Origin of the sequence: Thiohalobacter sp. COW1 (assembly GCF_016629505.1) — a bacterium.
Taxonomy (GTDB): Bacteria; Pseudomonadota; Gammaproteobacteria; order Thiohalobacterales; family Thiohalobacteraceae; genus Thiohalobacter; species Thiohalobacter thiocyanaticus_A.
The window spans coordinates 1,009,090-1,029,636 of record NZ_AP024239.1 but is presented as its reverse complement, the minus strand read 5'-3'; the positions used below and the strand labels follow the sequence as shown (position 1 = coordinate 1,029,636).

General features: G+C 63.8%; 16 protein-coding genes and 1 tRNA gene. 12 read left to right on the top strand and 5 right to left on the bottom strand.

Annotated elements, in window-relative coordinates; all coding sequences use genetic code 11:
* The first annotated feature begins 15 nt into the window (after positions 1 to 15).
* The 11 genes from nuoF (at position 16) to COW1_RS04720 (ending at position 12,002) form a co-directional block, all read left to right on the top strand.
* A complete protein-coding gene (nuoF, locus tag COW1_RS04770) occupies positions 16 to 1,308 on the top strand; it encodes an NADH-quinone oxidoreductase subunit NuoF (RefSeq protein ID WP_201345590.1) in 1,293 nt (430 codons plus the stop codon).
* Positions 1,305 to 3,701, top strand: a complete 2,397-nt coding sequence (nuoG, locus tag COW1_RS04765) for an NADH-quinone oxidoreductase subunit NuoG (RefSeq protein WP_201345589.1) — start codon at positions 1,305 to 1,307, stop codon at positions 3,699 to 3,701. Before nuoF ends, nuoG begins: the two co-directional genes overlap by 4 nt.
* Positions 3,702 to 3,708: 7 nt before the next feature.
* A complete protein-coding gene (nuoH, locus tag COW1_RS04760) occupies positions 3,709 to 4,719 on the top strand; it encodes an NADH-quinone oxidoreductase subunit NuoH (protein WP_096366226.1) in 1,011 nt (336 codons plus the stop codon).
* Between the two features lie 18 nt (positions 4,720 to 4,737).
* Positions 4,738 to 5,226 carry an NADH-quinone oxidoreductase subunit NuoI gene (gene nuoI, locus COW1_RS04755; RefSeq protein WP_201345588.1) on the top strand — a complete coding sequence of 163 codons (489 nt, stop codon included), beginning with the start codon at positions 4,738 to 4,740 and terminating at the stop codon, positions 5,224 to 5,226.
* A gap of 63 nt (positions 5,227 to 5,289) precedes the next feature.
* A complete protein-coding gene (locus COW1_RS04750; RefSeq protein WP_096366228.1) occupies positions 5,290 to 5,895 on the top strand; it encodes an NADH-quinone oxidoreductase subunit J in 606 nt (201 codons plus the stop codon).
* 189 nt (positions 5,896 to 6,084) lie between these two features.
* Complete coding sequence (nuoK, locus tag COW1_RS04745; RefSeq protein WP_096366229.1) at positions 6,085 to 6,390, top strand: NADH-quinone oxidoreductase subunit NuoK; 306 nt, start codon at positions 6,085 to 6,087, stop codon at positions 6,388 to 6,390.
* 3 nt (positions 6,391 to 6,393) lie between these two features.
* Positions 6,394 to 8,382, top strand: a complete 1,989-nt coding sequence (nuoL, locus tag COW1_RS04740) for an NADH-quinone oxidoreductase subunit L (protein ID WP_201345587.1) — start codon at positions 6,394 to 6,396, stop codon at positions 8,380 to 8,382.
* A gap of 39 nt (positions 8,383 to 8,421) precedes the next feature.
* The gene (locus tag COW1_RS04735; protein WP_201345586.1) at positions 8,422 to 9,936 is read left to right on the top strand and encodes an NADH-quinone oxidoreductase subunit M; all 1,515 of its coding nucleotides are present in this window, start codon (positions 8,422 to 8,424) and stop codon (positions 9,934 to 9,936) included.
* 93 nt (positions 9,937 to 10,029) lie between these two features.
* Complete coding sequence (gene nuoN, locus COW1_RS04730; RefSeq protein WP_096366232.1) at positions 10,030 to 11,469, top strand: NADH-quinone oxidoreductase subunit NuoN; 1,440 nt, start codon at positions 10,030 to 10,032, stop codon at positions 11,467 to 11,469.
* Positions 11,470 to 11,538: 69 nt separating this feature from the next.
* On the top strand, positions 11,539 to 11,871 hold the full coding sequence (locus COW1_RS04725) for a DUF2818 family protein (RefSeq protein WP_096366233.1): 333 nt from the start codon (positions 11,539 to 11,541) through the stop codon (positions 11,869 to 11,871).
* Positions 11,872 to 11,925: 54 nt separating this feature from the next.
* Positions 11,926 to 12,002: transfer RNA gene (locus COW1_RS04720), tRNA-Met, on the top strand.
* Positions 12,003 to 12,060: 58 nt separating this feature from the next.
* Here the strand turns inward: COW1_RS04720 and COW1_RS04715 are convergent.
* Both COW1_RS04715 and COW1_RS04710 read right to left on the bottom strand, forming a co-directional pair.
* On the bottom strand, positions 12,061 to 12,381 hold the full coding sequence (locus COW1_RS04715; protein WP_096366234.1) for a hypothetical protein: 321 nt from the start codon (positions 12,379 to 12,381) through the stop codon (positions 12,061 to 12,063).
* Between the two features lie 17 nt (positions 12,382 to 12,398).
* On the bottom strand, positions 12,399 to 13,049 hold the full coding sequence (locus tag COW1_RS04710) for a phospholipid-binding protein MlaC (RefSeq protein ID WP_157745536.1): 651 nt from the start codon (positions 13,047 to 13,049) through the stop codon (positions 12,399 to 12,401).
* A gap of 183 nt (positions 13,050 to 13,232) precedes the next feature.
* Here COW1_RS04710 and COW1_RS04705 point away from each other — a divergent pair, with 183 nt between their 5' ends.
* A complete protein-coding gene (locus COW1_RS04705) occupies positions 13,233 to 15,623 on the top strand; it encodes a phosphoketolase (RefSeq protein ID WP_201345585.1) in 2,391 nt (796 codons plus the stop codon).
* Between the two features lie 229 nt (positions 15,624 to 15,852).
* Here COW1_RS04705 and COW1_RS04700 read toward each other — a convergent pair whose 3' ends face one another.
* From COW1_RS04700 to COW1_RS04690, 3 genes are all read right to left on the bottom strand, one after another.
* Positions 15,853 to 16,965: an acetate/propionate family kinase gene (locus COW1_RS04700; RefSeq protein WP_201345584.1), complete on the bottom strand. Its 1,113-nt coding sequence runs from the start codon at positions 16,963 to 16,965 to the stop codon at positions 15,853 to 15,855.
* The gene (locus COW1_RS04695; RefSeq protein ID WP_201345583.1) at positions 16,962 to 19,685 is read right to left on the bottom strand and encodes a cation-transporting P-type ATPase; all 2,724 of its coding nucleotides are present in this window, start codon (positions 19,683 to 19,685) and stop codon (positions 16,962 to 16,964) included. The genes COW1_RS04700 and COW1_RS04695 overlap by 4 nt, the downstream gene beginning before the upstream one ends.
* Before the next feature lie 118 nt (positions 19,686 to 19,803).
* A complete protein-coding gene (locus tag COW1_RS04690) occupies positions 19,804 to 20,475 on the bottom strand; it encodes a TVP38/TMEM64 family protein (protein ID WP_096366239.1) in 672 nt (223 codons plus the stop codon).
* Positions 20,476 to 20,547: the final 72 nt, after the last annotated feature.

Below are 20,547 nucleotides of genomic sequence, written 5' to 3'. Positions count from 1 at the left end.
GATAGAGATCTGATTATGGTCAACCAGGTTTGTTTCACGACGCTGCAATTCGACGAGCCCTGGACGCTGGAGAACTATCTCAGGGTCGGGGGTTACGAGGCGCTGCAGAAGATCCTCCGCGAGAAGACCCCGCCCGAGGACGTGATCGAGCAGATCAAGCAATCCGCCCTGCGCGGACGCGGCGGCGCCGGCTTCCCCACCGGGGTGAAGTGGAGCTTCATGCCCCGCAATGCCCCGGTGCAGAAATACATCGTCTGCAATTCGGACGAATCCGAGCCCGGCACCTGCAAGGATCGCGATATCCTGCGCTACAACCCGCATTCCCTGATCGAGGGCATGGCGATCGCCGGCTACTGCATCGGCGCCAGTGTGGGCTACAACTACATGCGCGGCGAGTTCCATCACGAACCCTACGAGCGCTTCGAGGCCGCATTGAAGGAAGCCTATGAGGCGGGTTATCTCGGCCGGGGCATTCTCGGTTCGGACTTCGACTTCGATCTCTATTCCCATATCGGCGCCGGTGCCTATATCTGCGGCGAGGAGACCGCACTGCTGGAATCCCTGGAGGGCAAGAAGGGCCAGCCGCGCTTCAAGCCGCCGTTCCCGGCCAACTTCGGCCTCTACGGCCGGCCGACCACCATCAACAACACCGAGAGCCTGGCCTCGGTGCCGGCCATCGTGCGCAACGGCGCGGAGTGGTTCCTGAACCTGGGCAAGCCCAACAACGGTGGCGAGAAGCTGTTCAGCGTCTCCGGCCATGTGAACAGACCCGGCAACTACGAGGTGCCGTTGGGCATCCCCTTCAACGATCTGCTGGAAATGGCCGGCGGCGTGCGCACCGGGCACGCACTCAAGGCGGTGATCCCGGGCGGCTCCTCCATGCCGGTGCTGCCGGCGGAGATCATCACCCAGTGCACCATGGATTACGACTCGCTGGCCCAGCACGGCTCGGCCCTGGGCTCGGGCGGCATGATCGTGATGGATGACTCCACCTGCATGGTCAAGGCGCTGCTGCGTATCTCGCGCTTCTACTATGCCGAGTCCTGCGGCCAGTGCACGCCCTGCCGCGAAGGCACCGGCTGGATGCACCGGGTGATTCAGCGGATCTACGCGGGCAAGGGCCGGCCGGAGGACCTGGAACTTCTGGACGCCGCTGCCGGCCAGATCGAGGGCCGCACCATCTGTGCCTTCGGCGACGCCGCGGCCTGGCCGGTGCAGAGTTTTCTCAAGCATTTCCGCCATGAGTTCGCCTACATGATTGAACACAAGCGCTCCATGGTCACCGACACCGCGGGAGAGGCGGCATGAGCGCGAAGCCCGAGATACCGCCCGAGGACGCCATCAACGTCGAGATCAACGGTGAGACCTATCCGGCGCGCAAGGGCCAGATGATCATCGAGATCACCGATGAACACGGCATCACCGTGCCGCGCTTCTGCTACCACAAGAAGCTGCCCATCGCCGCCAACTGCCGCATGTGCCTGGTGCAGGTGGAGAAGGCGCCCAAGCCGCTGCCGGCCTGTGCCACCCCGGTTGCCGACGGCATGAAGATCTGGACCGACTCCGACTACGCCCGCGAGGCGCAGAAGTCGGTGATGGAGTTCCTGCTGATCAATCATCCGCTGGACTGCCCGATCTGCGATCAGGGCGGAGAGTGCGAACTGCAGGACGTCGCCCTGGGCTACGGCCGCAGCGTGTCGCGCTTCACCGAGAAGAAGCGCGTGGTCAAGGATGAGGATCTGGGCTCACTGATCGCCACCGATATGACCCGCTGCATCCACTGCACCCGCTGTGTGCGTTTCCTGGATGTCATCGGCGGCTTCAAGGAACTCGGCGGCGTGGGCCGCGGCGAGAACATGGCCATCCGCGCCTATGTGGGGCAGGGTGTCAGTTCCGAGATGTCGGGCAATGTCATCGACGTCTGCCCGGTGGGGGCGCTGACCTCCAAGCCGTTCCGTTTCCGCGCCCGGGCCTGGGAACTTACCCAGCACGCCAGTGTGGCACCCCACGACTGCGTCGGTTCCAATCTCTATCTGCATGCCCGCCGCGGCGATGTGCTCCGCGTGGTGCCGCGTGAGAACGAGGAGATAAACGAGGTCTGGCTGTCTGATCGTGACCGCTTCGGCTACGCGGGCCTGAACAGTCCGGAGCGCCTGGAACGGCCCATGATCAGGCGCGACGGCGAATGGCAGGAGACCGACTGGGAGACCGCCCTGCAGGCAGTCGCCGATATGCTGCGGGTCTACAGCGGCGAACGCGCCGCGCAGCTCGGGATGCTGGTTTCGCCGACGGCCACAGTGGAAGAGATGTATCTGCTCAACCGCCTGGGTGAACAGCTCGAGTGCAGTAATATCGATCACCGCCTGCGCCAGAGCGATTTCAGCGACCAGGATCGCCTGCCCCTGTTCCCCTGGCTGGGCCAGCGCATCGAGGAGTTGGAGCAACAGCAGGCGGTGCTGTTGGTCGGTTCCAATGTCCGCAAGGAGCAGCCGATTCTCGGCCATCGCCTGCGCAAGGCCTGTCTCAATGGCGCCGGCATTATGGCCATCAATCCGGTCGATTATGATTTCAATTTCGATCTGGTGGAAAAACTGATCCATGCCCCGCATGCGATGGTCGATGACCTGGCCGGTGTGGCCGCTGCCCTGCTGACCCTCAAACAGGAGGCGGCCCCGTCCGAACTGCATGGCGTGATCGCCCAGGCCAGCCCGGCCGAAGTCCATCAGCGCATCGCCGAACGCCTGAGTGAGGCTCGGCCGGCCACCGTCATGCTGGGCTCGACTGCCGCTGCACATCCTTCGGCCAATGCCCTGCGGGCGCTGGCGGGCTTCATCTGTGAACTGAGCGGCGCGACCCTGAGCCTGCTCTCGGACGGCGGCAACGGCGCCGGAGGCTGGCTCGCCGGGGTGCTGCCGCACCGCGGTCCGGCCGGCAGTGACCGTGACAGCACCGGTCTCGATGCGCGGGGCATGCTGGAGACGCCGCGCTCGGCCTATGTGCTGTACGGCTGCGAGCCGGAGTTCGATTTTGCCGATGCGCAGCAGGCCCGCGGGGCGTTCGCTCAGGCCGAGACAGTGGTTGCCTTCACGGCCTATGTCTCCGACAGCCTGCGCGAATGCGCACGGGTGCTCCTGCCGATCAGCCCCTACAGCGAGACCTCGGGTACCTACGTCAACGTGGAAGGGCGCTGGCAGAGCTTCGCCGGTGCTGTGGCGCCGCGCGGTCAGGCCCGGCCGGGCTGGAAGGTCGTGCGGGTACTGGGCAATCTGCTGGGGTTGAAGGACTTCGACTACATGTCTTCCGAGGAAGTGCGCGACGAATTGCGCAGCCAGGCGGCAGACCGCCGGCCGCGCAACGAGCGGGTGCCGGGCGAGATGGTGCTGGCACCAGCGCCGGACGGCCTGCAGCGCATCGGCGATGTGCCCATCTATGCCGTCGACGGCATTGTGCGGCGGGCGCCCGCGCTGCAGGCGGCGACCGACGGTGGCGACGCCCAACTGCGACTCAACCCTGCGCAGGCCGCGAGGCTGAATCTCGGCTCCGCCACCCAGGTCAGGGTGGAGCAGGGCGAGGCGCAGGCCGTACTGCAGCTGGTGCTGGATGAGCAGGTGCCCGAGGGTGCAGCCTGGATTCCGGCCGGCTGTCCGGCTACGCGCGAGCTGGGGGCGAATTTCGGCGGCGTTAAACTGAACTGGGTGTGATCGGTTAATGATGGAAGCAATCAAGGAAGTCAGCTGGATCCTGTTCCTCATCGGCGGCATCGTCACGCCGCTGATGCTGTGCGTGGCCTATCTGACCTTCGCCGAACGCAAGATCATCGGTGCGATCCAGGTCCGCATCGGCCCCAACCGGGTCGGTCCCGGCGGCTGGCTGCAGCCGATTGCCGATGCGGTGAAACTGTTGTTCAAGGAGATCATTCTCCCCACCCATGCCAACCGCTTCCTGTTCGTGATCGCGCCCATTCTGTCCATCGGACCGGCGCTGGCGGCCTGGGCGGTCATTCCCTTCGACAACGGCATGGTGCTGGCCGATATCGATGCCGGCCTGCTGTACGTACTGGCGCTGACCTCGGTAGGAGTCTACGGCGTGATCATCGCCGGTTGGGCCTCCAACTCCAAATACGCCTTCCTCGGTGCCATGCGCTCGGCGGCCCAGATCGTGGCCTACGAAATCGCCATGGGTTTTGCCCTGGTCGGGGTACTGATGGCCGGCGGCAGCCTCAATCTCAACGACATCGTGCTGGCCCAGAGCGGCAGCATCCTGCACTGGTTCTGGCTGCCGCTGCTGCCGCTGTTTCTGATCTATTTCATCTCCGGCGTGGCCGAGACCAACCGCGCGCCCTTCGACGTGGCCGAGGGCGAGTCCGAGATCGTGGCCGGCTTCCACGTCGAGTACTCCGGCATGGCCTTCGCGGTGTTCTTCCTGGCCGAGTACGCCAACATGATCCTGATCTCGGCGCTGGCCGCGCTGCTGTTCATGGGCGGCTGGCTGTCGCCGTTCCAGCCGCTGCCGGTCATCGGCGAACCGAGCATCATCTGGTTCCTGGCCAAGACGGCCGTGTTCCTGTTCTTCTTCCTGTGGTTCCGCGCCACCTTTCCCCGCTACCGCTACGACCAGATCATGCGGCTGGGCTGGAAGGTGTTCATTCCCATCACCATCATCTGGTTGCTGGTGGAGGGGGCGGCGATCGTCGCCGGCGTCGGGCCCTGGTTCGATTGATATGAATGGTGACCTGATATGCAAGCCCTGAAACAGTACGTCAAGAGTCTGTTCCTGTGGGAACTCCTGATGGGCCTGCGACTGACCGGGCGCTATCTGTTCGCGCGCAAGATCACGGTCCAGTACCCGGAGGAGAAGACTCCGCAGTCGCCGCGCTTCCGCGGCCTGCATGCCCTGCGCCGCTATCCCAACGGCGAGGAGCGCTGCATCGCCTGCAAACTGTGCGAGGCGGTCTGTCCGGCGCTGGCCATCACCATCGAGGCCGCGCCGCGCGAGGACGGTACCCGGCGCACCACCCGCTACGACATTGATCTGTTCAAGTGCATCTTCTGCGGTTTCTGCGAAGAGTCCTGCCCGGTGGATTCCATCGTCGAGACGCGCATTTTCGAATACCACTTCGAGAACCGCGGCGAGCAGATCATGACCAAGGAAAAGCTGCTGGCCATCGGCGACAAGTACGAGGACCAGATTGCCGCCGATCGGACGGCGGACGCGTTGTATCGGTGACAGGCGTTGAAACGCGAAGGCGAATAAGGCGCGCGAAGGTAACAATAAGGCAATAAACCCACTATGACATTCGAGAAGTTCATCTTTTATGTATTCGCCGCGATCCTGGTGTTCGCGGCGGTACGCGTGATCACGGTGCGCAACCCGGTGCATGCCGCGCTGCACCTGGTGCTGGCCTTCTTCACCACCGCGGGCCTGTGGCTGCTGCTGGAGGCGGAGTTCCTCGCCATCACCCTGGTGCTGGTCTATGTCGGCGCGGTGATGGTGCTGTTCCTGTTCGTGGTCATGATGCTGGATATCAATGTCGCACCGCTCAAGGAAGGCTTCGCCCGCTATCTGCCGGTGGCGTTGCCGGTGGCGATCCTGATGCTGGTCGAGATGCTGCTCGTCGTCGGCTCCCACTACTTCAGCGACGAGCGCATGCCGGCGCCGTCGCGCCATGGTGCCGATTACAGCAATACCCGCGAACTGGGCAGCGTGCTCTATACCGATTATGTGTATCCGTTCGAAATCGCCGCGGTGATCCTGTTGGTCGCAATCGTCGCCGCCATCGCGCTGACCCTGCGTCGGCGGCCGGATACCAAGTACCTCAATCCTGCCGATCAGATCAAGGTCCGGCGCGAGGACCGGGTGCGGGTGGTGAAGATGAAATCGGAATCCAGGGATTGATTGGCTTGCAGACGCAGATGCGGCGTGTACGGATGGACCTGGCCCTGTTTGAGGCGGGGGCTCCGGAGATGGCTGTCAGCTGAATTTGAATGATCAGCATATGCAAGACGGCATCAAAAAGTTATGCAGCAAACAATGACTTCGAGCGCCTTGGCGCGCCTTAGCGGTTTAATGGTCTGAATACGAAAAATGATTGAATTATCTGACTATCTGGTTCTGGGGGCGATCCTGTTCAGCCTGAGCGTGGCGGGGATCTTCCTCAACCGCAAAAACGTCATCATCCTGCTCATGGCCATCGAGTTGATGCTGCTGGCGGTGAACATGAACTTCGTTGCCTTCTCGTATTTCCTCGGCGACACGGCAGGGCAGGTGTTCGTATTCTTCATTCTCACCGTGGCGGCTGCGGAGGCGGCAATCGGGCTGGCCATCCTGGTGGTGCTGTTCCGCAATCGTCAGACCATCAATGTCGATGACCTCGACAGCATGAAGGGGTAGGGCATGGAACTCGTTTATCTCGCCATACCGCTCGCACCGCTCATCGGGGCCATCCTGGCCGGGCTGTTCGGCGGCCGGTTGGGCCGTGCCGGCGCCCACAGTGTGACCATCGGCGGTGTGGGCATCGCCTTCCTGCTGTCGCTGGTCGTGCTCAAGCATCATGTCATCGACGGTGCCGCTGCCTTCAACGACAGCGTCTATACCTGGATGGTTTCCGACGGCATCCGCTTCGAGATCGGCTTTCTGGTCGACAACCTGACCGTGCTGATGATCAATGTCGTCACCTTCGTCTCGCTGATGGTGCACATCTACACCATCGGCTACATGGCCGACGACGCCCACAACTGGCCCAGGGAAAGCCTGGCGGGGCGCAACAGCTACCAGCGTTTCTTCAGCTATATCGCCCTGTTCACCTTCGCCATGCTGATGCTGGTGATGTCCAACAATTTCCTGCAGCTGTTCTTCGGCTGGGAGGCGGTCGGGCTGGTCTCCTATCTGCTGATCGGCTTCTGGTCGAACCGGCCGAGCGCCATCTTCGCCAACCTCAAGGCGTTCCTGGTAAACCGCGTGGGCGATTTCGGTTTCCTGCTGGGTATCGCCGCCATCCTGATGTATTTCAACAGTCTGGATTACTGGGATGTATTCGCCGCTGCGCCGGCGCTGGCCGACGTCAATATCGAGATCTTCGACGGCCATGCCTGGTCACTGATGTCGGTGATCTGCATCCTGCTGTTCATCGGTGCCATGGGCAAGTCGGCCCAGGTGCCGCTGCACGTGTGGCTGCCCGATTCCATGGAAGGTCCGACACCCATTTCGGCCCTGATCCATGCCGCCACCATGGTCACGGCCGGCATCTTCATGGTGGCGCGCATGTCGCCCCTGTTCGAACTGTCCGAGGCGGCATTGAGCTTCGTGCTGGTGATCGGCGCCATTACCGCTCTGTTCATGGGCTTTCTGGGCCTGGTGCAGAACGACATCAAGCGGGTGGTCGCCTATTCCACCCTGTCGCAGCTCGGCTACATGACGGTCGCGCTCGGCGCCTCGGCCTATGCCGCCGGCATCTTCCATCTCATGACCCACGCCTTCTTCAAGGCGCTGCTGTTCCTGGGGGCGGGGTCGGTCATCATCGCCATGCACCACGACCAGGACATGCGCAATATGGGGGGGCTGCGCAGGTACATGCCCATTACCTGGCTGACCTCGCTGATCGGTTCGCTGGCGCTGATCGGCACGCCGTTCTTCTCGGGCTATTTTTCCAAGGACAGCATCATCGAGGCGGTTCACCTGTCCCAGATCCCCGGCTCTGATTTTGCCTATGTTGCCGTGCTGGCCGGGGTATTCGTCACCGCCCTGTACAGCTTCCGCATGTATTTCCTGGTGTTTCACGGCAAGCCGCGGATGGACTCGCATACCCGCGAGCACCTGCACGAGACACCCTGGGTGGTGACCCTGCCGCTGGTGCTGCTGGCTATTCCCTCCATCTTTGCCGGCTACTGGATGGAACCGATTCTGTTCGGGAGCTATTTCGACGGGGTGATCCATGTGGCGCCCGCGCATGATGGCCTCGCGCAACTGGGCGAACATTTCCACGGCACCGTCGCTTTCGCGCTGCATGCGTTCGCCAATCCGGCCTTCTACCTGGCGCTGGCCGGGGTGCTGACGGCCTGGTACATCTATATGATCAATCCCGGGCTCGCCGACCGCGCGCAGCGCAATTTTTCCTGGCTCCACCGGCTGCTGGTCAACAAATACTATGCCGACGATTTCAACCAGACCGTGTTCGCGGGCGGGACACGCGGCATCGGCCATGCCCTGTGGCACCTGGGTGACCGCATCATCATCGACGGCCTGATCGTCAACGGCAGTGCCCGCGTGGTGGGCTGGGTTGCCGCCTTCACGCGCCATGTGCAGACCGGTTACCTGTACCACTATGCCTTCGCCATGATCCTGGGCCTGCTGGCCCTGATCAGCTGGACGGTATTCATGCGCTGAGTGCCGGCCGCCGGCAGAAGAAGAATCAAGGAAACCTGAATGTTGTCAGAACTGCCATTACTGAGCCTGTTGATCTGGGTGCCCATCCTGGGCGGCATTGCCGTGCTCGCGGCCGGCGACCGGGAACCCTGGGGTGCGCGGAGCCTGGCGCTGGTCGCATCACTGCTGACCTTCCTGCTCAGCATCCCCCTGTTCACCGGTTTCGAGACCGGTACGGCGGCGATGCAGTTCGAAGAGCTCAGGCCCTGGATCCCGGCCTTCAACGTCAATTATCACCTGGGCGTGGACGGGATCTCGGTCCCCCTGATCATCCTCACCACCTTCACCACCGTACTGGTGGTGCTGGCCGGCTGGGAGGTCATCCAGAAGCGCGTGGCCCAGTACATGGCCGCCTTCCTGATCATGGAAGGCCTGATGATCGGTGTGTTCGCGGCTCTCGATGCGGTGCTGTTCTATGTGTTCTGGGAAGGCATGCTGATCCCGATGTTCCTCATTATCGGTATCTGGGGCGGGCCGCGCCGGGTCTATGCCACCATCAAGTTCTTCCTCTATACCTTCTTCGGCTCGGTATTCATGCTGGTCGCCCTGATCTACATGTACATCCAGTCCGGCAGCTTCGGTATTCTGGATTTCCACCTGCTGCCGCTGGGTATAACCGAGCAGATCCTGATCTTCATCGCCTTTCTGCTGGCCTTCGCGGTCAAGGTGCCGATGTGGCCGGTGCATACCTGGCTGCCGGATGCGCACGTCGAGGCGCCCACCGGCGGTTCGGTGATCCTGGCGGCCATCATGCTCAAGATCGGCGGCTACGGTTTCCTGCGCTTCAGTCTGCCGATCACGCCTGATGCCAGCCAGCAACTGGACTGGCTCATCATCGGTCTGTCGCTGATCGCGGTGGTCTATATCGGCTTTGTCGCCATCGTGCAGCAGGACATGAAGAAGCTAATCGCCTATTCCTCCATCGCCCACATGGGCTTCGCCACCCTGGGCTTCTTCCTGATCTTTGGCATTCTCGAGAACACCGGCACGGTACAGGGCGCGTTGCTGGGACTGGAAGGCGGCATGGTGCAGATGATATCGCACGGCTTTATTTCCGGGGCGCTGTTTCTGTGCGTGGGCGTGCTCTATGACCGTATGCACTCGCGCGAGATTGCCGACTACGGCGGGGTGGTGAATACCATGCCGATCTTCGGCGGTTTCATGGTGCTGTTCGCCATGGCCAACTCCGGTCTGCCGGGCACCTCCGGCTTCATCGGGGAGTTCATGGTGATCCTGGCGAGCTTCAAGGCGAATTTCTGGTACGCCTTCCTGGCGGCCACCACCCTGATCCTGGGCGCGGCCTACAGTCTGTGGCTGGTCAAGCGGGTGGTGTTCGGCGAGGTGGGTAACAAGCGGGTCGCCGAGCTGCAGGACGTGAACCGGCGTGAATTTTTCATCCTCGGGGTGCTGGCCGCGGCCGTGCTCCTGTTGGGCCTGTGGCCGGCGCCGCTGGTGGATTTGATGCATGCCACGCTGGAGAACCTGCTGGCGCATGTGATGGTGTCGAAGCTGTAATAAACGCTTCAACCGCAAACGCGAACAAGCACGCAAAGTATATTGTGTAACGATGATGCCGATGTCATGCGGCCATTCTGACTGGAACAGGGTATGCCAATAGAACCAATGGATTTTCAACTGCTGCTGCCGGAGATTTTCGTGCTCAGCATGGCCTGCATCGTGCTGGTGCTGGACCTGTTCATCCATGAGCGCAACCGGGTTATCACCTATGGCCTGTCGCAGCTGACCCTGTTCGGCGCCCTGGCGCTGGTGATTGCGCTGGCGGACGGCGAATCGCGTACGGCCATGTTCGGCACCTACGTGGCTGATCCGATGGCGTCGCTGGCCAAGGCCTTTGTGATGATCGTGGTATTCGCGGTATTCCTTTATTCCAAGGATTATCTGCGCCAACGCGACCTGTTCAAGGGCGAGTATTACGTGCTCGGCCTGTTTGGCGTACTGGGCATGATGATCATGATTTCCGCCCACAGTTATCTGACTCTGTATCTGGGCCTGGAACTGCTCTCGCTGTCACTCTATGCCATGGTGGCCCTGCACCGCGATTCCGGCGTCGCCTCCGAGGCGGCGATGAAGTATTTCGTTCTCGGCGCGCTGGCATCCGGCATGCTGCTTTACGGCATGTCGCTGCTCTATGGCATCACCGGCAGTCTGAACATCGCCGAGGTGGCCTCCAATATCCGTGCCATGGCGGAACTGGACCTGGCGCTGATCTTCGCCCTGTCGTTCGTCGTCCTGGGTCTGGCCTTCAAGCTGGGAGCCGTGCCGTTCCATATGTGGATTCCGGATGTCTACCATGGAGCGCCAACCTGTGTGACTCTCTTTATCGGCAGTGCACCCAAGATCGCCGCCTTCGCCATGGCGATGCGCCTGCTGGCCGAGTCCCTGGGCGGGGTGCAGGCCGACTGGAGCGGGATGCTGGCCATCCTGGCGGTGCTGTCCCTGGCCGTGGGCAATATCATTGCCATCGCCCAGGCCAATCTCAAACGCATGCTGGCCTATTCGACCATCTCGCATGTGGGCTTTCTGCTGCTGGGCATTCTCTCCGGTACGGTGGAGGGCTATGCCTCGGCGCTGTTCTACGCCATCACCTACGCCATCATGGCAGCGGCGGCCTTCGGGATGATCATCCTGCTCAGCCGCAGCGGTTTCGAGGCCGACGCCCTGGAGGACTTCAAGGGCCTGAATACCCGCAGCCCCTGGCATGCCTTTCTGATGCTGCTGGTGATGTTCTCCATGGCGGGTGTGCCGCCGACCGTGGGTTTCTACGCCAAGCTGGCCGTGATTCAGGCGGTGGTTGGTGTCGACCTGCTGTGGCTGGCGTTGGCCGCGGTGTTCTTCTCCATCATCGGTGCCTTCTACTACCTGCGGGTGGTCAAGCTGATGTATTTCGATGAGCCGGTGGATACCCAGCCGCTGCAATACGGGACCGACATGCATGTGGCCATCAGCGTCAATGGTCTGGCCATACTCCTGCTGGGGTTGTTTCCCGGTGCTCTGATGGGTGCCTGCATGGCCGCAATGGCGGGCTGACAGGGTCTGCCGCGGGCCGCCGGTTTCCGGTACAATCTCCCACAGCGCAAATAGCCTGCCGGAACCCGCATGTCTGATATTCATTTCTCCTGGCTGCTCATCCTGGTCGCCTTCCTGGCGGCAAATCTCCCCTGGCTGACAGAACGCCGATTCTTCCTGCTGCCCGCAGGACCCCAGACCAAGCCGGCCTGGTTCTGTTTAATGGAGTGGCTGGTGCTGTATTTTGTTGCCGGGGGCATCGCCCTGGGACTGGAACAGAAGAGCACCGGGGGTATCCACGTCCAGGACTGGGAATTCTACGTGGTGACCCTGTGCCTGTTCATGGTGTTCGCGCTGCCGGGTTTCATCTACCGCTATGACCTGAAGGCGCATCTGGAAAAGGCCAGGCGCAGGCGGCGATAATCTGCGGCGGGCTTGCAAAGCATCGGCCTTGTCATTAGAATGCGTTGTCTCTGTTGCGGGGTGGAGCAGTCTGGCAGCTCGTCGGGCTCATAACCCGAAGGTCGCAGGTTCAAATCCTGCCCCCGCTACCACTTTCCCTTTCTTGCCCGTTCTGGTTCCGCCGCACAGCTGCGGCCGGCAGCCGTCTGTTCAGTCCTCGGGAAAATCGATCTGAATCGCAGGGCTCGGGCTGACGATATGCACCGTGGCGTCGGCCTCTCGCAACGGCTCGATGAGTTCGGCGAGCGCCGCCAGGACGCCGACTTGTGCAGCCCGCTCCACCAGTTCGTGGCCGCCGTCCAGGTCAAGCGATTCCGCCCGGCTTCCCGCGGGTGCCAGGTGACTGCACAGGGCGAAGTGCGTATCGGGCGGCAACTGCAGTTCCAGCGGGGTCCGCTGGTCGATCAATCCCAGCGTTTCCCGAATTGTCTCCTTGCCTTCCCAGATAAGTATGGCGGGGTGAGCGGGCATGTGTGTCCTCTCCCTGTCTATTGCTTCAGATCCGCGATCAGGGCGTCCAGCCCGTTGCGGCTGATTTGGGCCGAAAATTCCTTGCGATAGGTGAGTGCCAGGCTGATGCCGTCGATGGCCAGGTCCGCGATTTTCCAGCTCGCTGCGGTTTTGACCATGGTGTAGTCGACCTGGGCAGTGCCTCCCTTGGGCAGGGAAATGCGACTGCGTACCGTCACCTGATCGCTGCCGTTCGGATTGCGCAGGGGAGGGTAGCTGACCTCGTCGGCGTGCGCGAGAATCTCGTCGGTATAGGTGATCATGGAACTGACGTAGGTGCGCATCAGGTGCTGCCTGAAACCTTCCATGAAGGCCGCCCGCTGCGCTTCGCTGGCGCTGCGCCAGTGCTTGCCCAGCACCCAGCGTGCGATGCGCTCGAAATCGATATGGGGCACCACGATCTGGTCGGCCAGCCGATAGGCGATGGCGTCGTCCTGGCGAATGGCCTCGCGCTGCTCGCGCAGGGCATCGACCATCCTGTTGGATACGCGGATTACCAGTTCGCGCGGATCCTGCTCGTTCCGGAGTTCGGCCTCGGCGGCACCCGCCGGTGCCTGGTACAGCAGCAGACCAGCGAGCAGTATGATGAGAGTACCCGGATATTTCATGGCGGCAGCAAGCCCTGTCATGGATGTTTCATCCCCTCGTGATTCCAATACTGCGTGGCCAGTGTACCTGTCCCGGGCCGGACTGGATAGCGCCCGCGAGCGTCCGGCGGGACGCTTGCAATCACCCGGACAGCGGTTATCTTTCTGGTAGTCCTGCCGCATCCATCCCCGCGGCAGTGCCAACGGGCCCTGACAGGAGCCGACATGTCCATCCCCGCGTACGCAACTATTGAAACCCGCCCGCTGGCGGGCGTGGAACTGGGCCGTCTGGATGCCTACTGGCGGGCGGCGAATTATCTGTCGGTCGGCCAGATCTATCTGCTCGACAACCCCCTGCTGGCCCGCAGCCTGGAACTGAAGGACGTCAAGCCGCGCCTGCTCGGCCACTGGGGGACGACACCCGGGTTGAATTTCATCTATCTGCACTGCAACCGAGTCATCCAGCGCGATGATCTGGACATGATCTTCATCACAGGACCGGGTCACGGCGGCCCGGCGCTGGTGGCCAACACCTGGCTGGAGGGCAGCTACAGCGAGTTCTATCCCAATGTCACTCCGGATGCCGACGGCATGCGCAAGCTGTTCCGCCAGTTCTCCTTTCCGGGCGGCATTCCCAGTCATGTCGCGCCCGAGATACCCGGCTCGATCCACGAAGGCGGCGAGCTGGGCTATTCCCTGTCCCACGCCTTCGGCGCGGTGTTCGACAACCCGGAGCTCATCGCCTGCTGCGTGGTGGGCGACGGCGAGGCTGAAACCGGCCCGCTGGCCGCGGCCTGGCATTCAACCAAGTTCCTCAATCCCGCCCGCGACGGCGCCGTGCTGCCGGTGCTGCACCTGAACGGCTACAAGATCGCCAATCCCAGCCTGTTCGCCCGCATGGAACGCGACGAGCTTGCCAGCCTGTTCACCGGCTATGGCTACGAGCCTTTGTTTGTCGAGGGCTGCGAGCCGGAGCCGATGCATCAGTCCATGGCCGCCGCCATGGACGCGGCCGTGGAGCGGATCCGGCAGATCCGCCAGCAGGCCCGCGCCGACGGCGAGCGGAGGCGCCCATACTGGCCCCTGATCATTCTGCGCAGTCCCAAGGGCTGGACCGGGCCGAAGGAGGTCGAGGGCAGGAAGGTCGAGGATTTCTGGCGTGCCCACCAGGTGCCTATCACCGGTCTGGACCGGCATCCGGAACGCCTGCAGCTGCTCGAGGACTGGATGCTGAGCTACCGGCCGCGGGAACTGTTCACGGAGCAGGGCGAACTGCTGCCGGAACTGGCCGCACTGGCGCCGGCCGGCGAGCGGCGCATGGGGGCCAACCCCCATGCCAACGGCGGCAGCCTGCTGCGGGACCTGAGCCTGCCGGATTACCGGGATTATGCCGTGATGGTGGAGGAACCCGGCCGGACCCGGGCCGAGGCCACCCGGGTGATGGGACAGCTGCTGCGGGACGTGATGCGCGCCAACCGCAAGCGCGCCAACTTCCGCGTCTTCGGCCCCGACGAGACCAGTTCCAACCGGCTGGATGCCCTGTTCGAGGAAACCGCCCGCACCTGGATGGAGCCGCGCCTGCCGGAGGACGAGCATCTCGCGCCCGACGGGCGGGTGATGGAGATCCTGAGCGAGCATACCTGCCAGGGCTGGCTGGAAGGCTATCTGCTCACCGGCCGCCACGGTCTGTTCTCCTGCTACGAGGCCTTCATCCACATTGTCGATTCCATGTTCAACCAGCACGCCAAGTGGCTCAAGGTTGCCGGCAGCGAGATCCCCTGGCGCCGCCCCATCGCCTCACTGAATTATCTGCTCACCTCCCATGTCTGGCGCCAGGACCACAACGGTTTCTCGCACCAGGACCCGGGCTTCATCGACCATGTGGTCAACAAGAAGGCCGATGTCATCCGCGTGTACCTGCCGCCGGATGCCAACACGCTGCTCCATGTCACCGACACGTGCCTGCGTTCACGCAATTTCATCAACGTGATCGTCGCCGGCAAACAGCCACAGCCGCAGTGGCTGGACATGGACGCCGCCATCAAGCACTGCAGCGCCGGCGTGGGTATCTGGCAGTGGGCCAGCAACGATCAGGGCGCCGAACCGGACGTGGTCATGGCCTGCGCCGGCGATGTGCCCACGCTGGAGACCCTGGCGGCGGTGGCCTATCTGCGCGAGCTGGTGCCGGACCTGAAGATCCGCGTGATCAACGTGGTGGACCTGATGACGCTGCAGCATCACACCGAGCATCCCCACGGCCTGAACGACCGGGAATTCGACACCCTGTTCACCACCGACAAGCCGGTCATCTTCGCCTATCACGGCTATCCCTGGCTGATCCACCGGCTGACCTACCGCCGCACCAATCACGCCAACCTGCACGTGCGCGGCTACAAGGAGGAGGGCACCACTACCACGCCCTTCGACATGGCGGTGCGCAACGACATCGACCGGTTTCACCTGGCCAGTGACGTGATCGACCGGGTGCCGCGGCTGGGCTATCTGGCCGCCCATGCCAGGCAGGTGATCCGCGACAAGCTGATCGAGCACCGGGAATACATCCGGCGTTACGGCCAGGACCTGCCCGAGGTGCTGGAGTGGGAGTGGCCGTATTGACGGGGATGCAAGAGACAGATTGCAGGATGCAAGTCTTGTAGGTTGGGTTAGCCCGCAGGGCGTAACCCAACATGCTGCGGGTTGTCAGGTTGCGCTACGCTAACCCGACCTGCGTGCTGCTTTCATTGATGCAAGGAACCTCTGATTGATTCGTCATGCCCGCCTGCGCGGGAATGACGGAAAGGGTAATAATCAGAGTTTTCTTCGTGTATTTGTGTTCATTCGCGGTTCATATTCCCTGGTCCAGCAACTCCGCCGCCTGTCGCGCCATCAACGCACCCTCGTCGACGGGCATGACCCACACTTCTACCCGGCTGTCGTCGGCGCTGATGCGCCGGCGTTCACCCTGTGCGGCTGAATTGAGGTCCGGACCCAGCCGGATGTCCAGATACTCCAGTCCATCCAGGATGCCGGCGCGCACCGGCGCGGCGTTCTCGCCCACGCCGCCGCCGAACAGGACGGCATCCACGCCGCCCAGCACGCCGGTGTAGGCGGCGAGGTACTTGCGGGCGCGATAGCAGAACAGTTCCACTGCCAGACGGGATCGGGCGTCGTCCGCCTCCAGCAGGGTCTTCATATCGCCGCTGCGGCCCGAGACGCCGAGCAGGCCGCTGTCGTGATTGAGCAGGGATTCCAGGCCGGCGTCCGACAGGCCCAGACTGCGCTTGAGATGGAACAGCAGACCGGGGTCGATATCGCCGCAGCGTGTGCGCATCATCAGGCCCTCCAGCGGGGTGAAGCCCATGGAGGTATCGAGTGCCCGGCCGTCCAGCGAAGCGGTGACGGAACAGCCGCCGCCGAGCTGCAGCGAAATGACCCGTCGCGGCATGGATGCCTCGCTGTGGCAGGCGGACAGTCCGGCCAGCATGGACTGGTGCGCGAGTCCGTGAAAGCCGTAACGGCGCAGCCCCTGCTCCGCGCTGATCCCATGCGGCAGCGGGTAGGTCGCGGCCACGGCCGGCAGGTCGTGATAGAAGCCGGTGTCGAAGCAGGCGATGTGCGGCAGTTCCGGCTCGAGCTGCGCACGCACCCGGCGCAGCAGGTCCAGGGCGTGCGGATTGTGCAGCGGCGCCAGTTCGCCGGCCTGTTCGATGGCCTGTTCGACCCGGGCCGAGATGCGGGCCGGCTGCCACAGCTGCGGGCCGCCGTGCACCACCCGGTGGACCGCGGCGTCCACCGGCAGGGGGATTGCCGCCAGCAGGCTGTCCAGCTGTTGCCCCAGCTGCTCGGGCGGCTGCTCCCGGTGATCCTGCCACAGGCAGTGCGCGGTTCCGGCCTCGATCCGGTACAGGGCGCTGCGCAGCGAGGAACTGCCGGCATTGAAGGCCAGTATCCGACTCATGCTGCTGGCGTGCGCCGCTGCCGGCGGCTCAGGTAGCGGCGGATGATCCATTTCTCCAGTTCCACGATCACCACCACGCTCAGTGCAATGAGCAGGATCCGACCCCAGGTGCCCGGATCGATGGGGGCGGTGCCGAAGAGGTACTGCATCGGGGGCAGATAGGTGAAGGCCAGTTGCAGCAGGATCAGCACGCCCACGGCGATCAGCACATAGCGATTGCCGGTCAGCCCCTCCCAGTTGAGCGAAGGCGCCAGCAGATAGCGGGCGCAGAACAGATAGAAGATCTCGAAGCTGACCAGGGTGTTGACCGCGATGGTGCGGGCGGTGTCGATCGGCACGCCGGCATTGCGTTCCAGGATGAACAGGCCGAAGCTGCCGCTGACCAGGATCACCGACACCAGCAGGATGCGCCAGATGAGAAAGCCTGTGAGCAGCGGCTCGCGCGCATCCCGCGGCGGCCGCTGCATGACGTCCTTCTCCGCCGGCTCGAAGGCCAGGGCCAGGGCCAGCGTCACGGCCGTGACCATATTCACCCACAGGATCTGTACCGGCGTGATCGGCAGCATGTAGCCGCCCAGGATGGCGGCGATGATGGCCAGGGCCTGGCCGCCGTTGGTGGGCAGAATGAACAGGATGGATTTCTTCAGGTTGTCGTAGACGGTGCGGCCTTCCTCCACGGCATGGGCGATGGAGGCGAAATTGTCGTCGGCCAGGACCATCTCGGAGGCCTCCTTGGAGACCTCGGTGCCCTTCATGCCCATGGCGATACCGACGTCGGCCCGTTTCAGGGCCGGGGCGTCGTTCACACCGTCGCCGGTCATGGCCACCACCGCACCGTCGGCCTGCAGCGTGGAGACCAGGCGCAGCTTGTGCTCCGGGCTGGTGCGCGCGAACACGCTGGCTTCAATCGCTGTCCGCTGCAGCTGGGCGTCGTCGTACTGATCCAGGTCCGCGCCGCTGATCGCCTGGATGTCGTCGCCGATCCCCATCTGTTCGCCGATGCTCTTCGCCGTGACGGCATGATCGCCGGTGATCATCTTCACCCTGATGCCCGCGCTGCGGCAGGTCCGGATGGCGCGGATGGCGTCCTCGCGCGGCGGGTCGATCAGGCCGACCACCCCGAGCAGGGTGAGGCCGCCGTCGACGTCCTCGAAGCGCAACTCGCGCTGCTCGGGCGCGGCGCCGCGGTACGCCAGTGCCAGCAGCCGCTGGCCGCGTGCGGCCATGGCGTGCGTGCGGCGGGCCCACTCGTCGTGGTCCAGCGGGATGTCCTCACCCCGGACCCGCTGGCAGGTGCACATCTCCAGCACCCGCTCCGGCGCGCCCTTGAGATAGATGAAGGCGTGGCCGGCGTGGTCGTGGTGCAGGGTCGCCATGAACTTGCGCATGGATTCAAACGGGATCACGTCGGTGCGCGGCCACTGTTCATGCTGATACGCCGGATCCAGCCCGCCCTTGCGGCCGAGGGTGAGCAGGGCGCCATCGGTGGGATCGCCGTGAATGTGCCAGCCCTGTTCGTCCCGGGTCAGGCTGCTGTCGTTGCACAGGATGCCGGCCCGCATGAGTTCCCTGAGCTCGGCCTCGGCGTCGGGGTCGACCGTCGCCTCGTCCAGACTGAAGCCGCCGTGCGGGTCGTAACCCGAGCCGCTGACCTCGAAGCGTTTGTTGTCGCAGACGATCTCCTGGACCATCATCTCGTTGTGGGTGAGCGTTCCGGTCTTGTCGGAGCAGATCACCGTGACCGAGCCCAGGGTCTCGACCGCCGGCAGCCGGCGGATGATGGCATTGCGCCGGGCCATGCGCTGCACGCCGATGGCCAGGGTGATGGTCATGATGGCCGGCAGGCCCTCCGGGATGGCGGCCACGGCCAGGCCGACCGCGGCCAGGAACATGTCGGCGGCGGAATAGGCCTGGAAGCCGACGCCGTAGACGAAGGTGGCCGTGGCCAGCACCAGGATGGCGCCGGTCAGCCAGCGCGCGAACTGCGCCATCTGCCGCAGCAGGGGCGTGGTCAGCGATTCGACCTGTCCCAGCATGCCGCTGATGCGGCCGATCTCGGTCCGCTCGCCGGTGGCGACCACCAGGCCCTGACCGTGGCCGTAGGTGACCAGGGTGCCGGAATAGGCCATGCAGCTGCGGTCGCCCAGCACCGCTGTCTCCGCCACCGCCCCGGTGTTCTTTTCCACCGCCTCCGATTCGCCGGTGAGGATCGCCTCGTCGATGCGCAGGTCCTTGACCTTGAACAGGCGTACATCGGCCGGGACCTTGTCGCCGGACTGCAGGCTGATGATGTCGCCGGGCACGACCTCGGTGGCGGGCAGGGTGATGAAGGCATTGCCGCGTTTGACCATGGCCTGCTGCGACAGCATGCGCCGGATGGCATCCAGGGCCTTTTCCGCCTTGCCTTCCTGGATGTGGCCGATCAGGGCGTTGATGAGCACCACCCCCAGGATCACGCCGCTGTCCACCCAGTGCTGCAGCAGCAGGGTGACCAGGGCCGCCGCCAGCAGCACATAGATCAGCAGATTGTGGAACTGCAGCAGAAAGCGTTGCACCCGGCTCTGCTTCTCGGGCGGGCGCAGCTCGTTGCGGCCGTATTCCTCCAGTCGTGTCTGCGCCGTCTGCGCGTCCAGACCGGCGGGGTCAGAGCGGAAATGTTCGAAGGCGGCCTGCGGCTCGCGGGCATGCCAGTCGGTGGTGGGGGAGGCGGGCTCGGCCATGCGTGGATAGGTTCCCTGCTGACGGAATGGAGTCATTCCGCATGCAGTCTAACCAATATAATACGGGCGGTGAACCGTCGGCTTCCGCGCCCCGGACGGAGCTCGACGCCGGGCGGAGTCAGGGCTTGCGGTGCCGATGCGCCCAGCGCGACAGCAGCAGCGCCGCCACGGCGAGTATGGCCACCACTGCGACGAACACGACCAGGGTGCGCGGCGTGGGATTGCGGATAATGGCCAGGATGCGATCGATCAGCAGGGCGATCGCCAGCATGCCCGGCGTCATGCCGAGCAGCGTGCCGAGCAGATAGTCCCTGAAAGTGACATGGGAGGCGCCGGCCACCAGGTTGATGATGCTGAAGGGGGCGACCGGGACCACCCGCAGCAGAAACACGGTCAGGATACCGCGCTCCCCGAGTCGGGCGCTGACCCGGTTGATGCGGTCCCCGGCCAACTGGCGGATGCCGCGCCGGCCCAGGTGGGCACCGACGGCGTAGCCGGATGCGGCGTTGGCGATCACGCCCAGCAGGGCATAGACAAAGCCGGCCAGGGCGCCGTAGGTCAGTATGGTCGCCACGATCAGGGCCGTAATCGGCATGATCAGCAGACCGCCGATCACGAACAGCACGATCACCACCAGCGGCCCGTAGCCGAAGTTGCGCACCGCCTCCAGCGTACCGAGCAGGCGCTGCGGATCGGCCCACTCCGACAGCGGTGTCAGGCGCCAGGCCAGGACCAGTGCCAGCAGCACCAGGCCCAGGATCAGCCAGCGATGGGAATGGCGTAGCGGCATGCGGCCTCGCAGGCGAATTCGGGCGGCTCAGTATACAGGCCCGGGCCATCAATATCTTCTATGCCTGCTAAA